This window comes from Janthinobacterium sp. NFX145 (genome assembly GCF_049810325.1).
GTDB lineage: Bacteria > Pseudomonadota > Gammaproteobacteria > Burkholderiales > Burkholderiaceae_D > Janthinobacterium > Janthinobacterium rivuli.
In genome coordinates this window covers 72,320-96,124 of the sequence record NZ_CP187360.1, presented here as the reverse complement: position 1 = coordinate 96,124, position 23,805 = coordinate 72,320, and the positions used below count along the sequence as shown (strand labels likewise).

The 23,805-nt window shown below is 62.7% G+C and carries 25 protein-coding genes; 5 read left to right on the top strand and 20 right to left on the bottom strand.

The features are described 5' to 3' along the window. The 5 genes from ACPJXG_RS00370 (at position 1) to ACPJXG_RS00350 (ending at position 9,249) form a co-directional block, all read left to right on the top strand. Complete coding sequence (locus ACPJXG_RS00370) at positions 1 to 1,944, top strand: prolyl oligopeptidase family serine peptidase (RefSeq protein ID WP_425253065.1); 1,944 nt, start codon at positions 1 to 3, stop codon at positions 1,942 to 1,944. Then, positions 1,941 to 6,122 (top strand): SNF2-related protein, encoded by a 4,182-nt coding sequence (locus ACPJXG_RS00365; protein ID WP_425253064.1) that lies wholly within the window; start codon positions 1,941 to 1,943, stop codon positions 6,120 to 6,122. The genes ACPJXG_RS00370 and ACPJXG_RS00365 overlap by 4 nt, the downstream gene beginning before the upstream one ends. Before the next feature lie 55 nt (positions 6,123 to 6,177). Further along, positions 6,178 to 6,666, top strand: coding sequence for a hypothetical protein (locus ACPJXG_RS00360; RefSeq protein ID WP_425253063.1), 489 nt, complete (start codon positions 6,178 to 6,180; stop codon positions 6,664 to 6,666). A gap of 170 nt (positions 6,667 to 6,836) precedes the next feature. Next, positions 6,837 to 8,696 carry a DUF885 domain-containing protein gene (locus tag ACPJXG_RS00355; protein ID WP_035828437.1) on the top strand — a complete coding sequence of 620 codons (1,860 nt, stop codon included), beginning with the start codon at positions 6,837 to 6,839 and terminating at the stop codon, positions 8,694 to 8,696. A 172-nt stretch (positions 8,697 to 8,868) separates the two neighbouring features. Beyond that, positions 8,869 to 9,249, top strand: coding sequence for a hypothetical protein (locus tag ACPJXG_RS00350; protein WP_070257795.1), 381 nt, complete (start codon positions 8,869 to 8,871; stop codon positions 9,247 to 9,249). Between the two features lie 84 nt (positions 9,250 to 9,333). Here ACPJXG_RS00350 and tatC read toward each other — a convergent pair whose 3' ends face one another. The 20 genes from tatC to ACPJXG_RS00250 all read right to left on the bottom strand — a co-directional run bounded on the left by tatC (position 9,334) and on the right by ACPJXG_RS00250 (position 23,734). Continuing rightward, the gene (gene tatC, locus ACPJXG_RS00345) at positions 9,334 to 10,089 is read right to left on the bottom strand and encodes a twin-arginine translocase subunit TatC (protein WP_035823092.1); all 756 of its coding nucleotides are present in this window, start codon (positions 10,087 to 10,089) and stop codon (positions 9,334 to 9,336) included. Further along, entirely contained in the window at positions 10,086 to 10,619 is a 534-nt protein-coding gene (tatB, locus tag ACPJXG_RS00340; protein WP_099403737.1) for a Sec-independent protein translocase protein TatB, read from the bottom strand. The genes tatC and tatB overlap by 4 nt, the downstream gene beginning before the upstream one ends. Positions 10,620 to 10,667: 48 nt before the next feature. Continuing rightward, on the bottom strand, positions 10,668 to 10,904 hold the full coding sequence (gene tatA / locus ACPJXG_RS00335) for a Sec-independent protein translocase subunit TatA (protein WP_099403736.1): 237 nt from the start codon (positions 10,902 to 10,904) through the stop codon (positions 10,668 to 10,670). Between the two features lie 80 nt (positions 10,905 to 10,984). Beyond that, positions 10,985 to 11,356, bottom strand: a complete 372-nt coding sequence (locus ACPJXG_RS00330; RefSeq protein ID WP_035823096.1) for a histidine triad nucleotide-binding protein — start codon at positions 11,354 to 11,356, stop codon at positions 10,985 to 10,987. Between the two features lie 15 nt (positions 11,357 to 11,371). Next, the gene (locus tag ACPJXG_RS00325) at positions 11,372 to 11,743 is read right to left on the bottom strand and encodes a phosphoribosyl-ATP diphosphatase (protein WP_034753849.1); all 372 of its coding nucleotides are present in this window, start codon (positions 11,741 to 11,743) and stop codon (positions 11,372 to 11,374) included. After that, entirely contained in the window at positions 11,740 to 12,177 is a 438-nt protein-coding gene (gene hisI / locus ACPJXG_RS00320) for a phosphoribosyl-AMP cyclohydrolase (RefSeq protein WP_034753847.1), read from the bottom strand. The genes ACPJXG_RS00325 and hisI overlap by 4 nt, the downstream gene beginning before the upstream one ends. Positions 12,178 to 12,211: 34 nt before the next feature. Beyond that, the gene (hisF, locus tag ACPJXG_RS00315; protein ID WP_099403735.1) at positions 12,212 to 12,973 is read right to left on the bottom strand and encodes an imidazole glycerol phosphate synthase subunit HisF; all 762 of its coding nucleotides are present in this window, start codon (positions 12,971 to 12,973) and stop codon (positions 12,212 to 12,214) included. Positions 12,974 to 13,033: 60 nt separating this feature from the next. Continuing rightward, on the bottom strand, positions 13,034 to 13,807 hold the full coding sequence (gene hisA / locus ACPJXG_RS00310) for a 1-(5-phosphoribosyl)-5-[(5-phosphoribosylamino)methylideneamino]imidazole-4-carboxamide isomerase (RefSeq protein ID WP_035823099.1): 774 nt from the start codon (positions 13,805 to 13,807) through the stop codon (positions 13,034 to 13,036). 55 nt (positions 13,808 to 13,862) lie between these two features. Then, complete coding sequence (gene hisH, locus ACPJXG_RS00305; protein ID WP_080753288.1) at positions 13,863 to 14,501, bottom strand: imidazole glycerol phosphate synthase subunit HisH; 639 nt, start codon at positions 14,499 to 14,501, stop codon at positions 13,863 to 13,865. A 38-nt stretch (positions 14,502 to 14,539) separates the two neighbouring features. Then, positions 14,540 to 15,130: an imidazoleglycerol-phosphate dehydratase HisB gene (gene hisB / locus ACPJXG_RS00300; RefSeq protein ID WP_010402123.1), complete on the bottom strand. Its 591-nt coding sequence runs from the start codon at positions 15,128 to 15,130 to the stop codon at positions 14,540 to 14,542. 19 nt (positions 15,131 to 15,149) lie between these two features. Continuing rightward, entirely contained in the window at positions 15,150 to 16,244 is a 1,095-nt protein-coding gene (hisC, locus tag ACPJXG_RS00295; protein ID WP_425253062.1) for a histidinol-phosphate transaminase, read from the bottom strand. A gap of 22 nt (positions 16,245 to 16,266) precedes the next feature. Continuing rightward, positions 16,267 to 17,208 (bottom strand): DNA-methyltransferase, encoded by a 942-nt coding sequence (locus ACPJXG_RS00290; protein WP_035823102.1) that lies wholly within the window; start codon positions 17,206 to 17,208, stop codon positions 16,267 to 16,269. Beyond that, complete coding sequence (gene hisD, locus ACPJXG_RS00285) at positions 17,205 to 18,530, bottom strand: histidinol dehydrogenase (RefSeq protein ID WP_425253061.1); 1,326 nt, start codon at positions 18,528 to 18,530, stop codon at positions 17,205 to 17,207. Before hisD ends, ACPJXG_RS00290 begins: the two co-directional genes overlap by 4 nt. Before the next feature lie 26 nt (positions 18,531 to 18,556). Then, positions 18,557 to 19,237, bottom strand: coding sequence for an ATP phosphoribosyltransferase (gene hisG, locus ACPJXG_RS00280; RefSeq protein WP_425253060.1), 681 nt, complete (start codon positions 19,235 to 19,237; stop codon positions 18,557 to 18,559). 12 nt (positions 19,238 to 19,249) lie between these two features. Continuing rightward, the gene (gene murA / locus ACPJXG_RS00275; RefSeq protein WP_425253059.1) at positions 19,250 to 20,500 is read right to left on the bottom strand and encodes a UDP-N-acetylglucosamine 1-carboxyvinyltransferase; all 1,251 of its coding nucleotides are present in this window, start codon (positions 20,498 to 20,500) and stop codon (positions 19,250 to 19,252) included. A 4-nt stretch (positions 20,501 to 20,504) separates the two neighbouring features. Further along, on the bottom strand, positions 20,505 to 20,741 hold the full coding sequence (locus ACPJXG_RS00270) for a BolA family protein (RefSeq protein ID WP_034753824.1): 237 nt from the start codon (positions 20,739 to 20,741) through the stop codon (positions 20,505 to 20,507). A 70-nt stretch (positions 20,742 to 20,811) separates the two neighbouring features. Beyond that, positions 20,812 to 21,573 (bottom strand): ABC transporter permease, encoded by a 762-nt coding sequence (locus ACPJXG_RS00265; protein ID WP_034753822.1) that lies wholly within the window; start codon positions 21,571 to 21,573, stop codon positions 20,812 to 20,814. Beyond that, positions 21,570 to 22,487 carry an ABC transporter ATP-binding protein gene (locus ACPJXG_RS00260; RefSeq protein WP_071074992.1) on the bottom strand — a complete coding sequence of 306 codons (918 nt, stop codon included), beginning with the start codon at positions 22,485 to 22,487 and terminating at the stop codon, positions 21,570 to 21,572. Before ACPJXG_RS00260 ends, ACPJXG_RS00265 begins: the two co-directional genes overlap by 4 nt. A 211-nt stretch (positions 22,488 to 22,698) precedes the next feature. Next, the gene (locus ACPJXG_RS00255; protein WP_034753819.1) at positions 22,699 to 23,046 is read right to left on the bottom strand and encodes an STAS domain-containing protein; all 348 of its coding nucleotides are present in this window, start codon (positions 23,044 to 23,046) and stop codon (positions 22,699 to 22,701) included. Between the two features lie 52 nt (positions 23,047 to 23,098). Further along, complete coding sequence (locus tag ACPJXG_RS00250) at positions 23,099 to 23,734, bottom strand: MlaC/ttg2D family ABC transporter substrate-binding protein (RefSeq protein ID WP_100874913.1); 636 nt, start codon at positions 23,732 to 23,734, stop codon at positions 23,099 to 23,101. Between the last annotated feature and the right edge of the window lie 71 nt (positions 23,735 to 23,805).

The following is a 23,805-nucleotide window of genomic DNA, read 5'->3' as shown; positions in this document are numbered from 1 at the left end:
ATGACCTCGACCGCATCCAGCACCCCTTATGGCATCTGGCCATCGCCGATCAGCGCGGCCATCGTCGCCGCCGGCGCCTCGCCGCTGACGCAGCTGGCCCTGGGCGGTGCGGATGGCGCCGATGTGTTCTGGCTGGCCGGACGCGCCAGCGAAGCGGGCCGCAACACCTTGCTGCGCCAGCGCGGCGCGCGTGTCGATGAACTGACGCCGGCGCCCTTCAATGTGCGCACCCGCGTGCATGAATACGGCGGCGGCGCATATGCCGTGGCCGGCGATAGCGTGTATTTCTCGCATTTCGCCGACAACTGCCTGTACCGCGTGGCCGGCGACGCCATGCCCGAAGCGTTCACCACGGGCGGCAACACGCGCCATGCGGATTTCGTTGTTGACGCGGCCCGTTCCCGCCTGATCGCCGTGCGCGAGCAGCATCCGGAAGCAGGCCATGCGCAGCCGGAAAACTGCCTGGCCGCCGTCGGCTTCGACGGGCGCGAAACGGTGCTGGCGCGCGGCCACGATTTCTATGCGGCGCCGCGCCTGTCGCCGGACGGCAGCCAGCTGGCCTGGATCAGCTGGGATCACCCGCGCCTGCCGTGGCAAGGCACGGAACTGTGGCTGGCCGACGTGCACGCGGACGGCAGCCTCGGTTCGCCACGCCTGATCGCCGGCGGCGCGCGCGAGTCGATTTGCCAGCCGGAATGGTCGCCGAACGGCTTGCTGCATTTCGTCTCCGACAGCAGCGGCTGGTGGAATCTGTACCGCCTGCATGGCGCCGACATCGAAGCCCTGTGCCCGATGGAAGCGGAATTTGCCACGCCGCACTGGACCTTTGGCGGCAGCATGTACGGCTTCCTTTCCGACGACGAGATCGTCTGCACGTATATCCAGGCCGGCGTCAGCTACCTGGCGCAATTGAACGTGGCGGCGGCCAAGCTCGAACCGATTCCGCATCCCTACCAGGAAATCCGCGAATTGCGCGTGGGCCCCGGCTTCGTCGTGCTCTTGGGCGGCAGCCCGACCATCGCGCTGGAACTGGCGCGCATCGATTTGTCTAACCATGAGCTGGAAGTGCTGGCCCAGTCGATCACGGCGCTGCCTGCGCTCGCTTATCTGTCCGTACCGCGCAGCCTGAGTTTTGCCAGCAGCAATGGCCGCACGGCGCACGCCTTCTTCTATGCGCCGCACAACACCGACGTGCAGGCGCCGGCAGGCACCTTGCCGCCCGTCATCGTCATCAGCCACGGCGGACCCACCAGCATGGCCAGCAATACCTTGAAACTGGCGACGCAGTACTGGACCAGCCGCGGCATCGGCGTGCTTGACGTCAACTATGGCGGCAGCAGCGGCTTCGGCCGCGAATACCGCGACGCGCTGCGCGGGCAATGGGGCATCGTCGACGTGGAAGACTGCATCGCCGGCGCGCGCTACCTGGCCGCCAACGGCCTGGCCGACCCGGAACGCCTGATCATCCGCGGCGGCAGCGCGGGCGGCCTGACGACCCTGTGCGCATTGACGTTCCACGACGTCTTCAAAGCGGGCGCCAGTTACTATGGCGTCTCCGACCTGAAGGGCCTGGACAACGATTCGCACAAGTTCGAATCACGCTACACCGATTACCTGATCGCTTCGCAGCCGCAAGCCGAGGCCCTGTACCTTGAGCGCTCGCCCATCCACCACACGGATAAACTGTCGCGCCCGATGATCTTCTTCCAGGGCCTCGATGACAAGGTCGTGCCGCCGCAGCAATCGCAGCTGATGGTCGACGCCCTGCAGGTGCGCGGCGTGCCCGTCGCGTATGTCCCGCTCGAAGGCGAGGGCCACGGCTTCCGCAAGGCGGAAAACATCGTGCGCACGCTGGACGCGGAACTGTATTTTTACCAGCGCGTGTTCGGCCTGCCCGTGGCGGCCGGCGAGCCGCCCGTGCATATCGCCAATTTGCCCGCATGAACGAGCAACATGTAGAACAACATCTGCTGGACGAATTCGCCGCCCTGGAACAGCATGAGCAGATGATCCTGGCCCTGCTGGCCATCACGGGCGAACCGGTGGGCAAGCATGCCGTGTATGAACACTTGCAGCGCGCCAATGTCGTCGAACCGGACGGCACGCCATTTACCCTGGCTGTCGTCACGGGCATGCTGCAGCGACTGGCGCGCCTGGCGCTGGCCAGCGAGGTGGTGGGACGCGGTTTTGCCTGCGAAGCGAGGCTGCGCTGGCCCGCCATGCGCGCCGCCATCGAGCATCTGGTGTTTCGCGACCTGTGCCAGGCTATCGAACTGATCAACCCCGTGCGCCGCAACTGGGATGGCTATGTGGAATTGCGCAGCTACCGGCAAGGCGTGGCGCGCCTGCGCATCGCCCTGTTGCGCAATGACGAGGTGCGCCACGTGGCCGCCATTCTCGCCGCCTGCATGGCGTGCTATGAAGCGCAGCAGCTGCATCCGCTGATCGAGATTTTCGGCCGGCCATTCGAGCCGGAAATGTTGTCTTTCGTCATGCCGCAACTGCAGGATGACATCCTCGCCGTGCTGCTGGGCAACGCCCCGCGTGAACCAGGCACGGCGCACGCCATCCGCACGTACGCGCGCGCCCACCATGCGCGCCAGGCGGCCGCAGGCGACCATATCGGCGCCGCCCTGCCGCTGGCCCTGGCCGAAGACGCCCTGCTATGCGGCGAACTCGACGCGGCCGCCCGTTACCTGGCGGGCCAGCAGGGGCCGCAAGCGCTGTTTGTCGACAGCAGCATTGCCCTGTTGCGCGGCGAACATGCGCAGGCCGTGGCAGGCTTCGAGACGGCCCTGAAAGGGCTGCGCAAGGAAGCAGGCAAGCGCAAGCTGTGCTTTACGGGCATCGGCGGCCATTTGTACGTGCTGGCCCTGCTGCGCGGCAACGACGCCAAACTGCTGAAAACCGCGGAAACCTATCTCGATATCGCCCTGCACGCGCAGCCGAACCACGACAGCATCGTCTACCAGCAACTCAATACCTTGCGCCTGGTGCGCGCCGGCGTGCAGCTGGCGGAAAGCATTCCCACGCGCAGCTGGGAAACCGGGCTGCAGGCGCAGCTGTTCCAGGGCTTGCTGTACTACTGGCTGGCTCTGCCCCAATTGAGCGAACGCAAGGATCAGCTGCGAGCGCTGGTACAGCAGGCGGACGCGGCCGGCTACGACCTGATCGCGGCGCAGGCGGCCGGCTTGCTGGGCTTGATGGGCGAGCCGCAGCAAGAGCGCTATGCCACAGCCAAGCGGGCGCAACATGGCTTGACGGACATGGCGCCGTGGTTCGAGCGCCAGGAAGCGTGGCAGCGCCAGCTGAGCGCGCTGATCAACCTGCAGCAGAACGCGCCCGCCGAAGCGCTGGGCGGCGTCTCGCGCCTCGTGTGGCTGGTGGCGTTCGACCCGCGCTTTGGCCTCACGGCCGTGGAAGTGCGCGAGCAGAAACGCGATGCACGGGGCGGCTGGAGCAAGGGCCGCGCCATGGGCCTCAAACGCCTGGCCGAAGAAGCGGGCGACATCGATTTCCTCACGCCGCAAGACGCGCGCGCGGCGGGCAGCATCGCGCCTTTCAAACAATACTATTCGTCAGCACCGCGCTATGAAATCGAGCTGGACAAGGCCGCCATCTTGCTGGTGGGCCACCCGCTCGTCTTCTGGCTCGATCACCCCGACACGAGAGTGGAACTGATCGCCGGCGCGCCCGAGCTCCTGATCAAGTCGCACGAGGGACAGCTGTGGCTGGGCATGCAGCCGCCATTGCCCGACAACGGCAGCAATGTCGTGGTGCAGCGCGAGACGCCGACGCGCTTGCGCGTGGTGCACATCCTCGACGAGCACCGGCGCATCGGCGCCATCGTGGGCCTGGGCCTGTCCGTGCCCCTGCATGCGGAAAAACAGGTGATGCAGGCGATCGGCGCCATCTCGTCCATGGTCACGGTGCAATCCGATATCGGCGGCGGCGCCGGCGCCGCGGAAGCAATCACGGCCGACCACCGCCTGCACGTGCATTTGCTGCCCTACCAGCAAGGCCTGAAAATGCAGATTTTAGTACGCCCGCTGCTCGACAACGGCGCCTATTACGCGCCGGGCAGCGGCGCCGAAAGCGTGTTTGCCGATGTGGCGGGCCGGGCCGTGCAGGCGCGGCGCGACCTGAACGCGGAACGCGAGGCGCAGCGCCAGCTCATCGGGCGCTGCCTGGTGCTGGAAGAGGCGCAAGAAGAGCATGGCGAATGGCTGCTGGGCCAGCCTGCGCTGGGCCTGCAACTGCTGGTCGAGCTGCAGGCGCTCGATCCCGCCGGCATGGTATTGGCGTGGCCCGAAGGCGAAACCATGCGCGTGTCGAAACGCATCGACAGCGGCCAGATGCGCTTGAACATCAAGAGCGAAAAAGACTGGTTTGCCGCCAGCGGCGAAGTGCAGATCGACGAAGACAAGGTGATGGATTTGCGCGCCCTGCTCGACTTGATGCAGAACAATAAAAGCCGCTTCGTGGCGCTGGGCGACAACCAGTTCCTCGCGCTCAGCGACGAATTGCACCGCCGCCTGTCCGAGCTGGCCGCGTATGGCGAGACACATGCCGATGGCGTGCACATCCACCCGCTGGCCGCCTTCGCGCTGGAAGAGCTGGCCAACGATGCGGGCGGCGTGAAGGCCGACAAATTGTGGCGCGAACACTTGCTGCGCCTGCGCGCCCTCGACGACTATCAACCGCAACTGCCTAGCACCTTGCAGGCGGACTTGCGCGACTACCAACTGGCCGGCTACGAATGGCTGGCGCGCCTGGCGCACTGGGGCGTGGGCGCCTGCCTGGCCGACGACATGGGTCTCGGCAAGACTTTGCAGGCGCTGGCGCTGATCCTGGCGCGCGCGCCGAACGGCCCGACCCTGGTGGTCGCCCCCACGTCCGTCTGCATGAACTGGATCAGCGAAGCGCAGCGTTTTGCGCCCACCTTGAACATCAAGCTGTTCGGCAGCGGCGACCGCGCCGACATGCTCGATACCTTGCAACCGTTCGACGTGGTGGTGGCCAGCTACGGCTTGCTACAGCAGGAAGCCACCCTGTTTGCCGGCGTGCGCTGGCATACGATCGTGCTTGACGAAGCGCAAGCCATCAAGAATGGCGCCACCAAGCGCTCGCAAGCCGTGATGGCCTTGCAAGGCGATTTCCGCATGGTGGCCAGTGGCACGCCGCTGGAAAACCACCTGGGCGAATTGTGGAATCTGTTCCGTTTTATTAACCCGGGCTTGCTGGGCACCCTCGACCAGTTTAATTTGCGCTTTGCCGGACCGATTGAGAAAGATCAGGACAAGCGGGCGGCGGCCGGCGCGCGCTTGCGCTTGCGCCGCCTGATCGCGCCCTTCATCCTGCGCCGGACCAAGACGCAAGTGCTGTCGGAGCTGCCGTCGCGCACGGAAATCGTGCTGGAAGTGGAATTGTCGCCGCAGGAAACGGCGCTGTACGAATCCTTGCGCCGCGAAGCGCTGGAAAAGCTGGCCATGGTGGAAGGGCCGGCCTCCAAGAAAGCCATCCAGATCCTGGCCGAGATCATGAAGCTGCGCCGCGCCTGCTGCAATCCGCAGCTCGTGGCGCCCGAGCTGGGCCTGGCCAGCAGCAAGCTGGCCGCGTTCGCGCAACTGCTGTCAGGTTTGCTGGAAAACCGCCACAAGGTGCTTGTCTTCAGCCAGTTCGTCGACCACTTGACCCTCATCCGCCAGCACCTGGAGCAGCATGGCGTCAGTTACCAGTATCTCGACGGCAGTACGCCCATGCAGGAGCGCAAGCGCCGCGTCGATGCTTTCCAGGCGGGAGAGGGCGATGTCTTCCTCATCAGCCTGAAGGCGGGCGGCATGGGCATCAATCTGACGGCGGCCGATTACGTGATCCACATGGACCCGTGGTGGAACCCGGCCGTGGAAGACCAGGCCTCGGACCGCGCCCACCGCATGGGGCAATTGCGCCCCGTCACCATTTACCGGCTGGTGGCGAAACACACGATCGAGGAAGGCATCGTCGAATTGCATCAGCACAAGCGCGACCTGGCCGACAGCTTATTGGAAGGCAGCGACGCGGCCGCGCGCATGTCGGCCCATGACATGCTGGGCATGCTGCAAGAGGGCTTGAAAAAATGAACGGCGCCGCCGCGTTCCATGCGATGATCGTTTTTCCGTTTTTCTTTCCTGCCCCATGACCGACTATATCGCCACCAGCGCCGGCCAGCGCGCCACTTTTTTGTGCGGCAAATCCTGGACCGCCTACGTCAGCACCTTCCTGATCGCCGTGCTGCTGTTTTTTGCCGCCCTGCCGCTGGCCTTCAAGTACAACGCGCGCGCCGCCTTCGTCGTGCTGATCGGCTCGGCCCTGATCGTCGGCTACCGCCTGCTGACGATACGCAGCTACCAGCTGTACCTCGATGAGGCGGGCGTGTGGCTGGCCTCCGGTATCTTGCCGTGGAAAAAGAAACTCACGGGCGTGAAATGGCGCGACATGGATGAAGCCGTCTATGAAACGAACTTCTGGAGCTGGCTGTTCCAGTCCTACACGGTGCGCGTCAGCCAGAGCTACACGCAGGAAACGGAAATCCACGCCACCGGCATGGCGCGCGGCAAGGATGCCGTGGCGGCCATCAATGCGCGCCACCAGGAACTGCTGCACGGCAGCGCCATCGTCGTCTAGCGCCGCGCGCTCCCGGCGCAAAAAACTGCGCAGCGGCGGAAATTAATGCTAATCTTTGGGCCGCCCCAGGCAAGCAAGGCCAACCTTTCAATAGTTGTTTGTTACTTATATTATCAGTTTATTATTTTCTGATGAGGACAAACGACAAAATATTCAAGAGATAAACTATGCTGATAAAAAATAAAGTTGCGCTCGCCGCATTGATGATGGCGTTTACCCTGACACCGGCCAGCGCCGCCAAGAAGCCGCAGAAAAACGGCAAGGCCAGCACCAGCAGCAGCAAGAAGAAAACCGTCGGCAAGAAAGCGGCCGTCGTCACGGCGGCCACGGCAGCCACGGTCGCGGCCGTCGCCAGCGAGAACAGCAGCGACCGTTCCATGAATAACCTGAGCGGCCAGTTCCTCACGGCCCTGTGGCGCCTGGATCCGGAAAGCGCGATTTCCGTCGGCAAGTACGATGGCGCCGCCAACCTGAGCATTCCCGACGCGGCCAGCCGCCAGAAGCAACTGGCCTTCATCGAAGAATGGCTGGGCAAGTTCGGCAAGCTGAATGCCGGCAAAATGTCGGACAAGCAACGTACCGACCTGGCCTTGCTGACGAATAAACTGCAATCGGACCGCTGGTACCTGACCACCTTCCGCGAATTCGAATGGAATCCCGCCCAGTACAACGTGGCCGGTTCCATCGACTTCATCCTGAACACGGAATACGCGGCCCAGCCGCAGCGCCTGCGCACCTTGCTCAAGCGCATCGCCACCGTGCCGCAATACTATGCGGCCGCGCGCGCCAGCATCGTCAACCCCACGCGCGAACACACACAGCTGGCCATCGCCCAAAGCGCCGGCGTGCTCAGCGTGCTTGACGACCTGAACAAGACGGCGCAGGGCTCCATCCTGACGCCAACGGAAAAACAGCTGTACAACGCGCGCATCGCCGCGGCCCGCACGGCCGTGCAAGGCTACGCGGCCTGGCTGACGGAACAAGATGCGGCACTGGCGCAGAACGGCAACGCGCGCTCCTTCCGCATCGGCAAAGAGCTGTACGAACAGAAATTTACCTACGATATCCAGGCCAGCGTGAGCGCCGAGCAGATGTACCAGAAAGCCCTGGCCGCGCGCGAAAAGCTGCTCGAGCACATGGATAGCCTGTCCGACGAGCTGTGGGTGAAAACCATGGGCGCCACGGCCAAGCCAGCGGACCGCACGGCGAAGATCGGCATGGTGATCGACAAGCTGTCCAGCAACCACGTGGCGGCCGCCGATTTCGTGCCGGAAATCCGCCGCCAGATTCCCGAACTGCAGGCATGGGTCACCAGCCACAACCTGCTGACGATGGACCCGAAAAAGCCCCTGGTCGTGCGTGAAACTCCGGCCTACCAGCGCGGCGTGGCCGGCGCCAGCATCGAGGCGCCCGGCCCGTATCGCCCGCAGGACCGCACTTATTACAACGTGACGCCGCTCGATGGCGAAACGCCGGAACAGGCGGAAAGCAGCTTGCGCGAATACAACCACTGGATCTTGCAGATCCTGAACATTCACGAAGCCATTCCCGGCCACTACACGCAGCTCGTGTACGCCAACAAGTCGCCGTCCTTGGTCAAGTCCATCTTCGGCAATGGCGCCATGATCGAAGGCTGGGCCGTGTATGGCGAGCGCATGATGCTCGAATCGGGCTATGGCAACAACGCGCCGGAAATGTGGCTGATGTACTCGAAGTGGAACTTGCGCAGCGTCACCAACACCATCCTCGACTACAGCGTGCACGTGCTGGGCATGACGGAAGCGCAAGCGCTCGACCTGCTGACGCGCCAGGCCTTCCAGACCCAGCGTGAAGCCAAGGAAAAATGGCGCCGTGTGCAGCTGAGCTCGGTGCAACTGACCAGCTATTTCAGCGGCTACAGCGAAATCATGGACTTGCGCGAACAGCGCAAGCAGGCGCTGGGCAACAAGTTCGTGCTGAAGGATTTCCACGAGCAATTCCTCAGCTACGGCAGCGCGCCCGTGAAAGTCATCAAGGAACTGATGAATTAAGCGGTACGCCTTCATACCTTGCAAAGGGCGCCGCGGCGCCCTTTTTGCATGCGTTTGCGCTGCCGCAAACCACCGGCATGCCGCTCCATTAAGCTGACGGGAAGGCAAGCGCCACCGTACTCCTCACTGGCAATTGCCGATTTTCCTGCTAGGCTGGATATCAGGAGCGTCCATGCATATGCCCATCCAGTTCGACACCCTCGATTACGCCAAACGCCTCGCCTCGGCCGGCGTACCCACGCAGCAGGCGGAAGCCCATGCCACGGCCTTGGGCGAAGTACTGGGTTCGGCCGTGGTCGTGCATGGCGAACTGGCGGCCCTGGAGCGCAATCTGCTGGGGGAAATCAAGCTGGTGGCGCAAAAGGTCGATACCAGAGTGGATGCACTGGAACTGAAATTCGATACCAGAATAGATGCACTGGAGCAAAAATTCGACGCCCGCCTGGAACGTCTGGACTTGCGCCATGGCGCGGACATGAAGCACGTCTATTGGATGATGAGCACCCTGATCCTGCTGAACCTGGGCATCCTCAGCAAACTGATGCTGCAGTAAGCACTCACCAAGTGACTGCCCAAAGAAAAAGCCGCTGCTCACGAAAGAGGCCAGCGGCTTTTGCTTGCGCGTATTGCAAATCGTCTAGGACGCTTCTTCCGGTGCCTGGGTTGCCTTGACGAAGATGGGCGCCACCAGCAAGCCCAGCTCGAACAGCAGGCACATCGGGATGGCCAGCGAGAACTGGCTGACCACGTCCGGCGGCGTGACGATGGCGGCAATCACGAAGGCGCCCACGATGATGTAGGGACGCACTTCCTTGAGTTTCGCGATGGAAACCAGTCCCATGCGCACGAGGATCACCACCACCACGGGCACTTCGAAGGTGGCGCCAAAGGCCAGGCACATCGACATGACGAAATCGAGGTAGTTTTCAATATCGGGCGTTACCGCGATCGACGAGGGCGAAAAGTCGCTGATGAAGTGGAAGACGCGGCCAAACACAAAGAAATAGCAGAAGGCCACGCCGGCCATGAACAACAGGGAAGACGAGATGACCAGCGGCGCGATCAGGCGTTTTTCATGCGTGTACAGGCCGGGGGCGATAAACGCCCACATCTGGTACAGCACCCAGGGCAAGGCGACGATGAAGGCGATCACCAGGGTCACTTTCATCGGCACCAGGAAGGGCGAGATAACGCCGGTGGCGATCATTTTCGAGCCGGCCGGCAGCGAGGCGATCATCGGCGCGGCAATAAAATCATAGATATGCGAAGGGCCGGGCCAGTAAAACAGCACGGCGCAGACGACGGCGATACCGATCGAGGCCTTGACCAGGCGGTTGCGCAGCTCGACCAGATGCGAGATAAAAGTTTCTTCCACCGGGGATTTGCTACTCATGAGTAAAAGGAGGAGGAACTGGCGCGCGGACGGAAGCGCGCCACGCGGGCGGCCGCCGACTGCACGTGCAGCTTGCCGCCGTGGCGCTGCTTGTACCAGCCAGGGATGGCGGAATTGCGCACCAGCTTCTTGCGGCGGAATTCGCGCGCCTTGCGGGCCAGGTCTTCATTGGTGGCGCGCAGCATGGCTTCATGGGCATCGTGATGCACATCATACGAGCTCGAATCGCCGCGCCAGGCGTTTTCCACCTCGGCCAGGTTGCCGGAGATCGAGTTTTCCACGCCATGCATGGATTTCTCCACGCTTTGCTTGACGGAATGGGCCGCATCCTGCACTTCCTTCTGCAGGTTTTTCAGCTCTTCCATTTCAATTTCGCGCGAGACTTCGGATTTCACCTGGTTCAGGTAGCGTTGCGCGCGGCCATACAGAGTACCGGCCATGCGCGCCACTTTCGGCAACTTTTCAGGGCCGATGACTATCAACGCAACCACGCCGATGATGGCGATTTTAGAGAGACCGAGATCGATCATAAGCGGACAAGGGCTGTTACCGGACGAGGCAAGCGCCCCGCCACGCTATCAGAACTTGCTTTTCTCTTTCGTCTCGACGTCGATGGTGCTTTTGTCGGCCACTTGCGATGGCGCAGCAGGAGGGGGATTAGCTGCCGGGGCGTCATCTTCGCCCTTGACGCCATCCTTGAAGCCTTTGACGGCCTTGCCGATATCACCGCCGATATTGCCCAGTTTCTTGGTGCCGAAGACCAGCATGACGATGACCAGAACGATTACCCAGTGCCAAATACTCAATGAACCCATCACATTCTCCTTGCGGGACGGTGCCCGAATAGCGTCAACCAATGCCGGTAGTATACACGTGAACCCGGCGCGCAGCGAAATCAGTGTTGACCGCGCCAGGGACGGGGACCGCCGTACACATGCATGTGCAAGTGATACACCTCTTGCCCGCCGTTCGGGCCGCTGTTGAGCATGGTCTTGAAGCCGCCGGCAGGCGTGCCATCGGCGTCATACGTGACGGCGCAGCCAAACTCGGCAGCGAGTTTCGGCGCCAGGCGCAGCAGCTTGCCCAGCATGTCCGTATGGCTGTCGTCGCAGTCGGACAGGCTGGCCACGTGGCGTTTCGGGATCAGCAGCAGGTGCACGGGGGCGGCCGGGTTGATATCCTTGAAGGCCAGCAAGTCCTCGTCCTCATACACGATGGACGCAGGAATTTGTTTTGCAGCAATCTTGCAGAAAATACAGTTATCCACGCACGCTCCAGTAGGTCAGTGTTTGTCTGTTTCGCCGGCGTCGCGCAATTCATCCTTGCGTGCCGCCTTTTCTTCCAGGCCGGACAAGCCTTCGCGGCGCGCCAGCTCGTCGAGCACCTGCTGCGGCGTCAGGTCGAACTGCGCCAGCATCACCAAGCTGTGAAACCACAGGTCGGCGCATTCGTACAGGACCTTCGACGGGTCGTTGTCGCGGCGCGCATCCTTGGCGGCCATCACGGTTTCCGTCGCCTCTTCGCCGATTTTTTTCAAAATCGCATCGTCGCCCTTGGCAAACAGGCGCGCGACATACGAGGTGGCGGGGTCGCCACCGTTGGCCAGCTTGCGCGATTCGATCACGGCGGCCAGGCGCTTCAGGGTTTCACTCATTTGCTCTTGCTTTCCGCGTAAATCGTCTCAGGATCTTTCAGGACGGGGTCGGTGACTTGCCATTCGCCCGTTTTTTCATCGCCTTCAAATTTCTGGAAGAAGCACGAGTGGCGGCCCGTATGGCAGGCGATGCCGCCCGCCTGCTCGATTTTCAGCAAGACCACGTCTTCGTCGCAATCGAGGCGGATTTCCAGCACCTTTTGCGTGTGGCCCGATTCTTCGCCCTTGTGCCACAGTTTCTTGCGCGAACGGCTCCAGTACACGGCTTCGCCCAGCTCCACCGTGCGCGCCAGCGCGTCGCGGTTCATCCAGGCAAACATCAGCACGTCATTGCTGCCCGCTTCCTGCGCGATCACGGGCACGAGGCCGTGCTCGTCCCATTTGACCTTTTTCAGCCACTTGGCATTGCTTGCTACGATGGTTCCGTTTTGCATGTTCTTCTATCCTGCTGATATTGACTGCTGCTATTTACGCCAGGCGCATGGGAATGCCCTGCTGCGCCATGAACCGCTTGGCTTCCTGCACCGTGTGCTGGCCATAGTGGAAGATGCTGGCGGCCAGCACGGCGTCCGCGCGGCCCACCTTGATGCCGTCGACCAGGTCTTGCAAGCCGCCCACGCCGCCCGAGGCGATCACGGGAATGCTGACGGCGTCGGACACGCCGCGCGTCAGGCCCAGGTCGAAGCCGACCTTGGTGCCGTCGCGGTCCATGCTGGTGAGCAAGATCTCGCCGGCGCCCAGGCTTTCCATTTTACGCGCCCATGCGAACGCGTCCAGGCCCGTGGCCGTGCGTCCGCCATGGGTAAACACTTCCCACTTGCCGGGCGACACTTGTTTGGCGTCGATGGCGACGACGATGCATTGCGAGCCGTGCTTTTGCGACGCCTCAAACACCAGTTGGGGATTCGTCACGGCCGAGGTGTTGATGCTGACCTTGTCGGCGCCCGCGTTGAGCAGCCGGCGCACGTCTTCCACCACGCGCACGCCGCCACCCACGGTCAGCGGAATGAACACTTGCGACGCCACGGCTTCGATGATGTCGAAGATCAGGCCGCGGTTGTCGCTGGACGCGGTAATGTCGAGGAAAGTGATTTCGTCGGCGCCCTGCTCGTCATAGCGGCGGGCGATTTCCACCGGGTCGCCGGCATCGCGCAATTCCGTGAAATTGACGCCTTTGACGACGCGGCCATTGGTCACGTCGAGGCAGGGGATGATACGTTTTGCAAGCATGATGGTATCCAGATTGTCGCCAGGCCGGGCGTGCGCAGGCACGCTCCCGGCCGGGCTGGCTTAAACGGCGGCGTCGGTCAGTGCGTCGGCGCGTTCTTGCGCCTGCGCCAGGTCGATCGTGCCTTCATAGATGGAACGGCCGCAGATCACGCCTTCGATGCCTTCGGCCTGGACCGCGCACAGCGCTTCCACGTCGCCGATATTGTGCAGGCCGCCCGAGGCGATGACGGGGATCTTGACGGCTTGCGCCAGCTTGACGGTGGCGTCGATATTGATGCCGCCCATCATGCCGTCGCGGCCGATGTCCGTGTAAATGATCGATTCGACGCCGTAGGCTTCGAATTTTTTCGCCAGGTCGATCACTTCGTGGCCCGACATCTTGCTCCAGCCATCCGTTGCCACTTTACCATCCTTGGCATCGAGGCCGACGATGATGTGGCCGGGGAAGGCGCTGCAGGCATCGTGCAGGAAGCCGGGGCTTTTCACGGCCGCCGTGCCGATGATGATGTAGGTAATGCCGGCGTCGAGGTAGCGCTCGATGGTGTCGAGGTCGCGGATGCCGCCGCCCAGCTGCACGGGGATTTCCTCGATGTCGTTTTCCACGGCGAAATCCTGCACGGCTTTCAGGATGGCCTTGACGGCGCCTTCATTCTTCGGCTTGCCGGCAAAGGCGCCGTTCAGGTCGACCAGGTGCAGCCGGCGCGCGCCTTGCATCAGCCAATGGCGGGCCATGTCGGCCGGGTCTTCGGAAAATACGGTGGCAAGTTCCATATCGCCTTGTTTCAGGCGTACGCAGTGACCGTCTTTGAGGTCGATGGCGGGAATGAGCAGCATGGTCAGTGTGATTTAAAAGTGAGTGAAAGGCGGACAAAAAGCCGGAGAGCTAACGTTAAGGTTGCCAGTGAACGAAGTTCTTGTACAGCTGCAAGCCAGCGGCAGCGCTTTTTTCAGGGTGAAACTGTGTCGCGAAAATATTATCACGGGCGACGGCGCAGGCGAACGGCGCGCCATAGACAGTCTCGCCCACCGTGTGCGCCGCCTCTTGAGGTTGAGCAAAATAACTGTGCACAAAGTAAAAATACGCGTTGTCGGCGATGCCATCCCACATGACATGGGACGCCGTTTGCCGCACTTGGTTCCAGCCCATTTGCGGCACCTTGAAGCGCGAGCCGTCTTCCTGCACCTGGCCGTCGAGCTGGAAACGCACGACTTTGCCTGGCAGCAAGCCCAGACCGGCCGCATTGCCTTCTTCGCTGCCGTCGAACAGCATTTGCTCGCCGATGCACACGCCCAGCACGGGCTTGCTGTCGGCGGCGCGCAGCAGCGCTTCAAGCACGCCCGATTCGCGCAGGCTGCGCATGCAGTCGGGCATGGCGCCCTGGCCCGGCAAGACGATGCGGTCGGCGCTGTCGATGTCTTCCACAGTGCCGGAAATGCGCACGTCGGCTTCCGGCGCCACGGCGCGCAAGGCCTGCGCCACCGAGCGCAAATTGCCCATGCCGTAATCCACCACCACAATTTTATTCATGTTTGATCCCGGAATCTACAATATAGCGAGAGCGGCGCTTACAGGCTGCCCTTGGTCGATGGAATGATGCCGGCCGCGCGCTCGTCGAGCTCGGCAGCCATGCGCAGCGCGCGGCCAAAGGCCTTGAACACGGTTTCGCATTGATGGTGGGCATTCGTGCCGCGCAGGTTGTCGATATGCAAGGTCACGCCCGCATGGTTGACGAAGCCGCGGAAAAATTCCAGGGTCAGGTCGACGTCGAAGCCGGCGATCATGGCGCGCGTAAACGGGATGTGGTATTCGATGCCCGGGCGACCCGAGAAATCGAGCACCACGCGCGACAGCGCCTCGTCCAGCGGCACATACGCGTGGCCGTAGCGGCGGATGCCCTTCTTGTCGCCGATGGCCTTGGCCACGGCCATGCCCAAGGTGATGCCCACGTCTTCCACCGTATGGTGGTTGTCGATATGCACGTCGCCCGTCGCTTCGATATCGAGGTCGATCAAGCCGTGGCGGGCGATCTGGTCCAGCATATGGTCCAGGAAGGGCACGCCGGTATTGAGCTTTTGCTGGCCCGTGCCGTCCAGGTTGAGGGCGACGCGAACTTGCGTCTCATTGGTGTTGCGCGTGATTTCTGCGGTGCGGTTCATGGGAGGCTCTGGCGGTAGGCTAAACGAGGGATGCCTTGAAGGCATCGTAAAAAAGGGAATTTTCTTCCGGGGTGCTGACGCTGATGCGCAGGCAATTGGCCAACGCAGCATGCATTTTACTCATATTTTTAATTAAAACCCTGCGGGCAAGCAGTTTTGCGCAAACATCGTCGGAATCCGCCACACGAATCAGAAGAAAATTTGCCTTCGAGGGGAATACCGTCACACCGGGCAGTTCCGCCAGGCGCAGCGCCAGATCGTCGCGCGCGCTGTTGAGCAGGTCCGCCTGGGCATTCAACACGTCGATGTGATCGAGCGCGAATTCGGCCGCCGCCTGCGTCAGCACGTTGACATTGTACGGCGGACGCACTTTCTCGAATTGCGCCAGCAGGGCCGGCGCGGCCGACATGTAGCCGAGGCGGATGCCGGCCAGGCCCAGTTTCGACACGGTGCGCATCACCACCAAGTTTTCAAATTCAGGCAAGCGGCCCATGAAACTGTGCTGCGCGAACGGCTCGTACGCTTCGTCGACGACGGCGATGCCCGTGTCGCCAAGCGCGGCGAGGATGCGCTCGATGTCGGCAGTGGCAAACAGGTTGCCCGTCGGGTTGTTTGGATACGCGAGGAACACCAGCGCCGGGCGATGCTGTTCAATCGCCGCCAGCATGGCCGGCATGTCCAGGCTGAAGTCGGCCTGCAAAGGCACGCCGACGAAATCCATGCCGGCAAACTGCGCCGAGCGCGCATACATGACGAAGGCAGGCACGGGCGCCAGCAGCACGGCGCGCTTGCCCGGCTCCTGGTGGGCGCACGCCATGGCCAGGATGGAAATGAGTTCATCGGAGCCGTTGCCCAGCATTACGTCAAAGCCGGCGGGCACGCCCAACTTGGCGCAGATGGCTGCCTGCAGGCTGGCGTACGACGGCGGATAGCGGTTCAGCGCCACGCCGGCCAGGCGCGCGCCCAGCTCCTCGCGCAGATGCTGCGGCAGCGGATACGGGTTTTCCATCGCATCGAGTTTGATGTAACCGCTGGCATCGGCGACCTGGTAGCTTTTGACGGCCCGCACATCGGCGCGCACGGTGTTGCTGATTAACTGATCGAGGAAAGACATGCTGCAAACACTCCTGATGAAATTAAATGACGACGTCTTCCGGCACGCTAGCGCTGCGCGCCTTGCGGGCCGGCGTTTTTTTCACGGCGGGCGGCTTTTTCACGGCGGCCGGCTTTTTGGCAGCCGCCGGTTTTTTCGCCGCCGCCCTGGCGGGCTTGGGCGCGGCCAATGTGGCCGGTTCGGCCAGCTCCTGCGTCAATGCCGCCAGGCGCTGCTCGATGATGGCGCAGTAGTCGGGATTCAGTTCAAAGCCGACGAAATCGCGCCCGCAGCGCTTGGCCGCCAGCGCCGTGGTGCCGCTGCCCATGAACAGGTCGAGCACCACGCCGCCGGGCGGGCACGAAGCCTTGACCATGCGCTCGATGATTTCGAGCGGCTTTTGCGTCGGGTGGTCGGCCCGTTCCGGGTGTTCCTTGTGCAGGCGCGACACGCTCCACAAGTCTTTCGGGTTGTAGCCCACTTCCAGCCATTTGGCGCCGATGAAGATCGAGCGCGAACGGGCTTTCTTGGTGGCCGCGTCGTAGGCGATGCGCACCGCGTCAAGGTCGAAGTAGTAATCCTTGCGCTTGACGAAGAAGCCGATGGTGTCGTGCACCGAAGAAAAGCTGCGCACGCTGCCGCCCATGGACGGCACGCGGCGGTCCCAGATGATTTCATTCATCATCGCCATGCGCTGCTTCAGCATGACGAAGATCTCCGGCGAATAGCGCCAGGTGAGGAAGATATACAGGCTGCCGTTGGCCTTCAGCTTGGGCAGCGCCGCATCGATCCACTCTTCCGTCCAGCGCAGGTAGTCGGCCACGGACTGCTGGTCCGAGGCATTGCCGTAATCCTTGCCCAGGTTGTACGGCGGATCCGTCAGGATCAAGTCCACCGAGCCATCGGGAATGCGCGCCAGCCCCGCCAGCGCATCTTCGCAATAGACCCGGTTGACCCAGTCCGGCTGCTCCGCCAGCTTCGTCATGGCTGCGGCTTCAGGCGCAGTTCGGCGCTGCGCGCGTGCGCCTGCAAGCCTTCGCCATACGCCAGCGTGGCGGCGACACGGCCCAGGGTTTGCGCGCCCGCTTCACTGACGTGAATGATGGACGAGCGCTTCTGGAAATCGTACACGCCCAGCGGCGACGAGAAACGCGCCGTGCGCGAGGTCGGCAGCACGTGATTGGGACCGCAGCAATAGTCGCCCAGCGACTCGGACGAGAAGCGGCCCAGGAACATGGCGCCCGCGTGGCGGATCTGCTCGGCCCACTGCTGCGGATGTTCCGCCGAGATTTCCAGGTGTTCCGCGGCGATGCTGTTGGCGATCTCGCACGCCTCTGCCATGCTGCGCACCTTGATCAGGGCGCCGCGGTCGGCCAGCGAGGTGCTGATGGTGGCCTGGCGCGGCATCGTCGGCAGCAGTTTGGCGATGCTCTCTTCGACTTGCGCGATGTAATCGGCGTCAGGGCACAGCAGAATCGCCTGCGCCAGCTCGTCGTGCTCGGCCTGCGAAAACAGGTCCATCGCCACCCAGTCAGGGTCCGTGGTGCCGTCGCACAGCACGAGAATTTCCGACGGCCCGGCGATCATGTCGATGCCGACGATGCCGAACACGCGGCGCTTGGCGGCGGCCACATAGGCATTGCCGGGACCGACGATTTTATCCACGGCGGCGATCGTCTGCGTGCCGTAGGCCAGCGCGCCGACGGCTTGCGCGCCGCCGATGGTGATCACGCGCGTCACGCCGGCGATCGCGGCGGCGGCCAGCACCATCTGGTTTTTCACGCCGTCCGGCGTCGGCACCACCATGATGATTTCGCCCACGCCCGCCACGTGCGCGGGAATGGCGTTCATCAGCACGGACGACGGATACGCTGCCTTGCCGCCCGGGACGTAGATGCCGACCCGGTCCAGCGGCGTGATTTTCTGGCCCAGCACCGTGCCATCGGGCTCGGTGTAGCTAAAGCCGCGCAATTCCTCGCGCTGGCGTTCGTGGAAGGCGCGGATGCGCTGCGCGGCGATCTGCAGCGCCTCGCGCTGGGCCGACGGCAAGCCGTTCAGGGCCGCCTGCAATTCGGCTTGCGAAATATCGAAGGCCGCCATTTCCGCCGCGCCGCCATGCGGGATGCGGTCGAAACGGTTGGTGTATTCCAGCACGGCGGCGTCGCCGCGCGTTTTCACATCGGCCAGGATTTTTGCGACCGACGTTTCAATCGCCGCATCGGTGCCCGCCTCGAACGCCAGCAAGGTGTCGAGCGATTGTTGGAAACCATCCTGGCTTGAATCGAGCTTGCGTATCTGTATCGGCATAATCGGCTTTCTGCTACTGAATAAGTCTAGGCTTGCGAGGCGGTTTGCGAGGCGCGTTCAAACGCCTCGATGATCGGCTGCAAGCGCTCGCGCTTGAGTTTTAACGCCGCCTGGTTGACCACCAGGCGCGACGAAATTTCCATGATGTGCTCGACCTCGACGAGGTTGTTCGCACGCAAGGTGCTGCCCGTGCTGACCAGGTCGACGATGGCGTCGGACAAGCCGACCAAAGGCGCCAGCTCCATCGAGCCATACAGCTTGATCAGGTCGACGTGCACGCCCTTGGCGGCGAAATGCTCGCGCGCCGTGTGCACGAACTTGGTGGCCACGCGCAGACGCGCGCCCTGATGCACGGCCTTTTCGTAGTCAAAACCGGCCTGCACCGCCACCGACATGCGGCAGGAAGCGATATTCAGGTCGATCGGCTGGTACAGGCCTTCGCCGCCGTGTTCGAGCAAGACATCCTTGCCCGCCACGCCGAAGTCGGCCGCGCCGTACTGCACGTAGGTCGGCACGTCGCTGGCGCGCACGATGATGACGCGCACGTTCGGATCGTTGGTGGCCAAAATCAGCTTGCGCGAGGTCTCCGGGTTTTCCAGCACCTTGATGCCGGCCGCTTCCAGCAGCGGCATGGTGTCCTCAAAAATGCGGCCTTTCGACAGCGCCAGAATCAGCTGGGAGCTTTCACCGTTATTCGATCCGTTCATGCTCGTTCCTTGTTATTTGATGCGTACGATGTTGGCGCCCACGGCCGACAATTTCACTTCCATGCGGTCGTAGCCGCGGTCGAGGTGATAGATGCGGTCGATCAGGGTTTCGCCATCGGCGGCCAGGGCCGCGATCACCAGCGACGCCGAAGCGCGCAGGTCGGTCGCCATCACGGGCGCGCCGCGCAGCTGCTTGACGCCGGCGATGATGGCCGTGTTGCCCTCGATGGTGATGTCGGCGCCCAGGCGGTTCATTTCCTGCACGTGCATGAAGCGGTTCTCGAAAATCGTCTCGGTGACGCGGCTGGCGCCATTCGCAATCGTGTTGACGGCCATGAACTGCGCCTGCATGTCGGTCGGGAAGCCTGGGTATTCCGTCGTACGGAAGCTGACGGGGTTCGGACGGGCCGACATCTCGGCGCGGATCCAGTCGGCGCCGAAGGTCATCGTCAGGCCCATGGCGCGCAGCTTGTCGAGCGCCGCGTCGAGGATATCGGTGCGCACGTTGCGCAGGGTGATGTCGCCGCCGGTGGCCGCCACGGCGCACAGGAAGGTCCCCGTTTCGATACGGTCGGCGATCACCGCGTGCGAAGCGCCGTGCAGCGCGTCGACGCCCTGGATCACCAGGCGGCTGGTACCGATGCCGTCGATCTTCGCGCCCATGGCCACCAGCAGGTGCGCCAGGTCGGTTACTTCCGGTTCGCAGGCGGCGTTTTCCAGGATGGTCTCGCCTTCGGCCAGGGTCGCGGCCATCAGCAGATTCTCGGTGCCGGTGACGGTGATCATGTCGGTGACGATGCGCGCGCCTTTCAGCTTGGCGCACTTGGCGTAGATGTAGCCCGCTTCGATGCGGATCTCGGCGCCCAGCGCTTCCAGGCCCTTGATGTGCTGGTCGACGGGACGCGAACCGATGGCGCAGCCGCCCGGCAAGGACACCTTGGCTTCGCCAAAGCGCGCCAGCAGGGGGCCGAGCACGAGGATCGAGGCACGCATGGTTTTCACCAGCTCATACGGCGCTTCCAGGGTATCGATGGCGCTGCCGTTGAGGAGCACGCGGTCGCCGTCCTGCTGCACTTTCAGGCCCGTCTGGCCCAGCAGTTTCAACATGGTGGCCACGTCGTGCAGGTGCGGCACGTTGGTCAGGTTCAGGTCGCCCGCCGTCAGCAGGCCGGCGCACAGGATGGGCAGGGCGGCGTTTTTCGCGCCGGAGATGGCGATGTCGCCGTTCAGGCGGTTGCCGCCGTTGATGAGGAGCTTGTCCATGTGCTTATCCTTGGAATTCTTCAGGTGTCAGGGTTTTCATCGACAGCGCGTGGATTTCCTCGCGCATGCGGTCGCCCAGCGCCGCGTAGACGATCTGGTGACGCTGGATCAAACGCTTGCCGGCAAACGCGGGCGAGACGATCACGGCCTGGAAGTGCTGGCCATCGCCCTCCACTTCGAGGTGCGTGCATTCGAGGCCGGCCGACAGATAGCCGTGGATCAGTTCTGGAGTGGTGGTCACGATAAGTCCTTGATATTGAATAATGTAGTGATGTGATGTGCCGCAATCAACGGCGCAATTAATAAGGTAATTAATGACGCAAACGATAGCCGCTCTTCAGCAGGCGGATCGATGCCAGCGCCAGGATCACGAGGAAGCCGGCGACGATGGACAAACTGAGCCACGGGCTGACGTCGGACACGCCGAAGAAGCCGTAGCGGAAGCCGTCGATCATGTAAAAGAAGGGGTTCAGATGCGATACCGTCTGCCAGAAGGCGGGCAGCGAATGGATCGAATAGAACACGCCCGACAAAAAGGTGGCCGGCATGATCAGGAAATTCTGGAAGGCGGCCAGCTGGTCGAATTTCTCGGCCCAGATGCCGGCGATCAGGCCCATGGTGCCCAGCATGGCGGCACCCAGGAAGGCGAAGACGACGATCCACAGCGGCGCGACAAACGACAGGTCGGCGAACCAGCAGGTGATGGCAAACACGCCAAAGCCCACGGCCAGGCCGCGCGCGACGGAAGCGAGTACATACGCCGAGAAGATTTCCCAGTGCGACAGGGGCGTGAGCAGCACGAATACCAGGTTGCCCGTGATCTTCGACTGGATCAGCGAGGACGAGGAATTGGCAAACGCGTTTTGCAGCACGCTCATCATCACCAGGCCGGGAATCAGAAAGGCCGTGTAGCTGACGCCGGGGCTCGGCTCCACGCGGCCGTCGAGCACGTGGCCGAACACCAGCAGGTACAGCATCGACGTGAGCACGGGCGCGGCCACGGTTTGCGTCGCCACTTTCCAGAAGCGCAGCGTTTCTTTGTAGACGAGGGTGCGAAATCCTGTCGAAATCATACGGTACCTTTATCCATGATCTGCAAGAAGATATCTTCCAGGTCGGCTTGTTGCAATTGCATTTCGTCGATCTCGACGCCCGCTTCACGCAGGCGGGCGAGGATTTTCTCGACTTCGCTGTATTCGTTGACGCGCAGGCTGAACTTGTTCGGCGCCTGCTGTTCTTCCGGGTGCAGCACCAGGTGCTGCAGGTCGGCCGGCAGGCTGCCGTGTTTCAGGTGTACCTGCAGTTGCGAGCCGGCGATGCGGCGGATCAGGGCCGACATGGTATCGAGCGCCACCACCTTGCCGGTTTTCAGCATGGCCACGCGCTGGCACATGGCTTGCGCCTCTTCCAGGTAGTGGGTGGTCAGCACGACCGTGTGGCCGCCTTCGCGGTTCAGGCGCGAGATGAACTTCCACAGGGTCTGGCGCAATTCCACGTCGACGCCGGCAGTCGGTTCATCGAGCACGATGACGGGCGGCTTGTGCACCAGCGCCTGCGCCACGAGCACGCGGCGCTTCATGCCGCCGGACAGCGCGCGCATATTCGTGTCGGCCTTGCCGGTGAGGTCGAGGTTTTCCATGACCTCGTCGATCCACTTGTCGTTGTTCGGCAGGCCAAAGTAGCCGGATTGCAGGCGCAGGGTTTCGCGCACGGTGAAAAACGGGTCGAACACCAGTTCCTGCGGCACCACGCCCAGGTTGCGGCGCGCGTTGCGGAAGTCCTTGACGACGTCGTGGCCATGGATCTTGACGGTGCCCGCGTCGGGCCGTATCAGGCCGGCGATGATGGATATGAGGGTGGTCTTGCCGGCGCCATTCGGGCCGAGCAGGCCGAAAAATTCACCTTCCTCGATGGCCAGCGACACGCCACCCAGCGCCTTGAGCGATTTATAGCTCTTTTCTACATTCGTGATTTGAATTGCGGTCATGTGCTTGTTTCAAGTGTAATGCGTCTGTTGTGATGCGCCAGTTGCCGGAGACATCCAGGCCGGCTGGCCGGTGCAGGGCGCCCCCTTCAGACGAGGGCGGCGCAACAGTCAATTATAGTTGGAAAATTCGTGGAACACTTGGAGATCAATCCGGCGGCGCTGCTGGCCTGCCGGCTTGAAAGCTACTGCTGATGCGGGGAGTGGGACAGGATCAATGATGATGCAGGTCGGACGGGCTGCGTTCGGCGTGGCCGCCGGCGCTGGCGCAGTCGTCGGCTGTCAACGTGCTCGACACGAGCGAGCAGACGCCATACAGCTTGGTGAGGTTCTTCAGGTTGTTCGGCAGGTTTTTCAGCTCCAGCACGGCGCCCGCATCCTGCGCGGCGCGCTGCCACGTCAGCATGACGGACACGGCGGCCGAATCGACGGCCTTGACGTTGCGCAAGTCGAACTTGGTCTGACCCGAGCGGATGGCGTCCAGACCCTGCTCCAATGCCGAGGTGGCATTGTGCACGGTCAGGGAAGTCAGGGATTGCAAGGTGTCGAGAGAGTCGGGCATGGCGTCGGGCTGCGCTGGTCTGGAGCTGGTTCAGGAGCTATATGATAGCCGATTATTTGGCTTTGACGGTCGGACGGCTGGCCAGGGCCTTGTTTTTTGCCTGCAAGGTCTTGATCAGGCCATCGATGCCGCCCTTGCTGATCTCGCTGGCAAAGCTGCTTTTATACGTTTCCACCAGCCACGCGCCCAGCACGTTGATGTCATAGATCTTCCAGCCGGACGGGGTTTTCGCCACGCGGTAGTTCAGGGGCACGGGTTCGCCGCGCGCCACGTTGACCTGCGAGCGCACTTCCACTTCCGTGTCGCTCGGGTCGGCGCGCATCGGCTTGAATTCCACGGTTTCGTTCTTGATCTGCGACAGGGCGCCCGAATACGTGTAGATCAGCAAGGTGCGAAATTCAGCGGACAGCTGCTTTTGCTGGTCCGGCGTGGCATCGCGCCAGAAGCGGCCGGCGGCCAGGGCCGTCATGCGCTGGAAATCCACGTACGGCAAGATCTTGCTTTCCACCAATTCGGTGACGCGCTTGATATCGCCCGCCTGGATCGCCTTGTCGGCCTTGGCCGTGTCGATCACGTCCTGGCTGATGCGTTTGACCAATACGTCCGGCGCTTCCGTCGCGGGGGCAGCCTGGGCGGCGGTGGCAAAGGCGATGGTCGCCATCGCCAGCAATTGTTTCATCAATTTCATGGTTCTACCTTTCATGGTGTTGCTATGCACCGGCTGGCGTTGATCGCAGCCGTGGTGTTTCTGTACCGGAG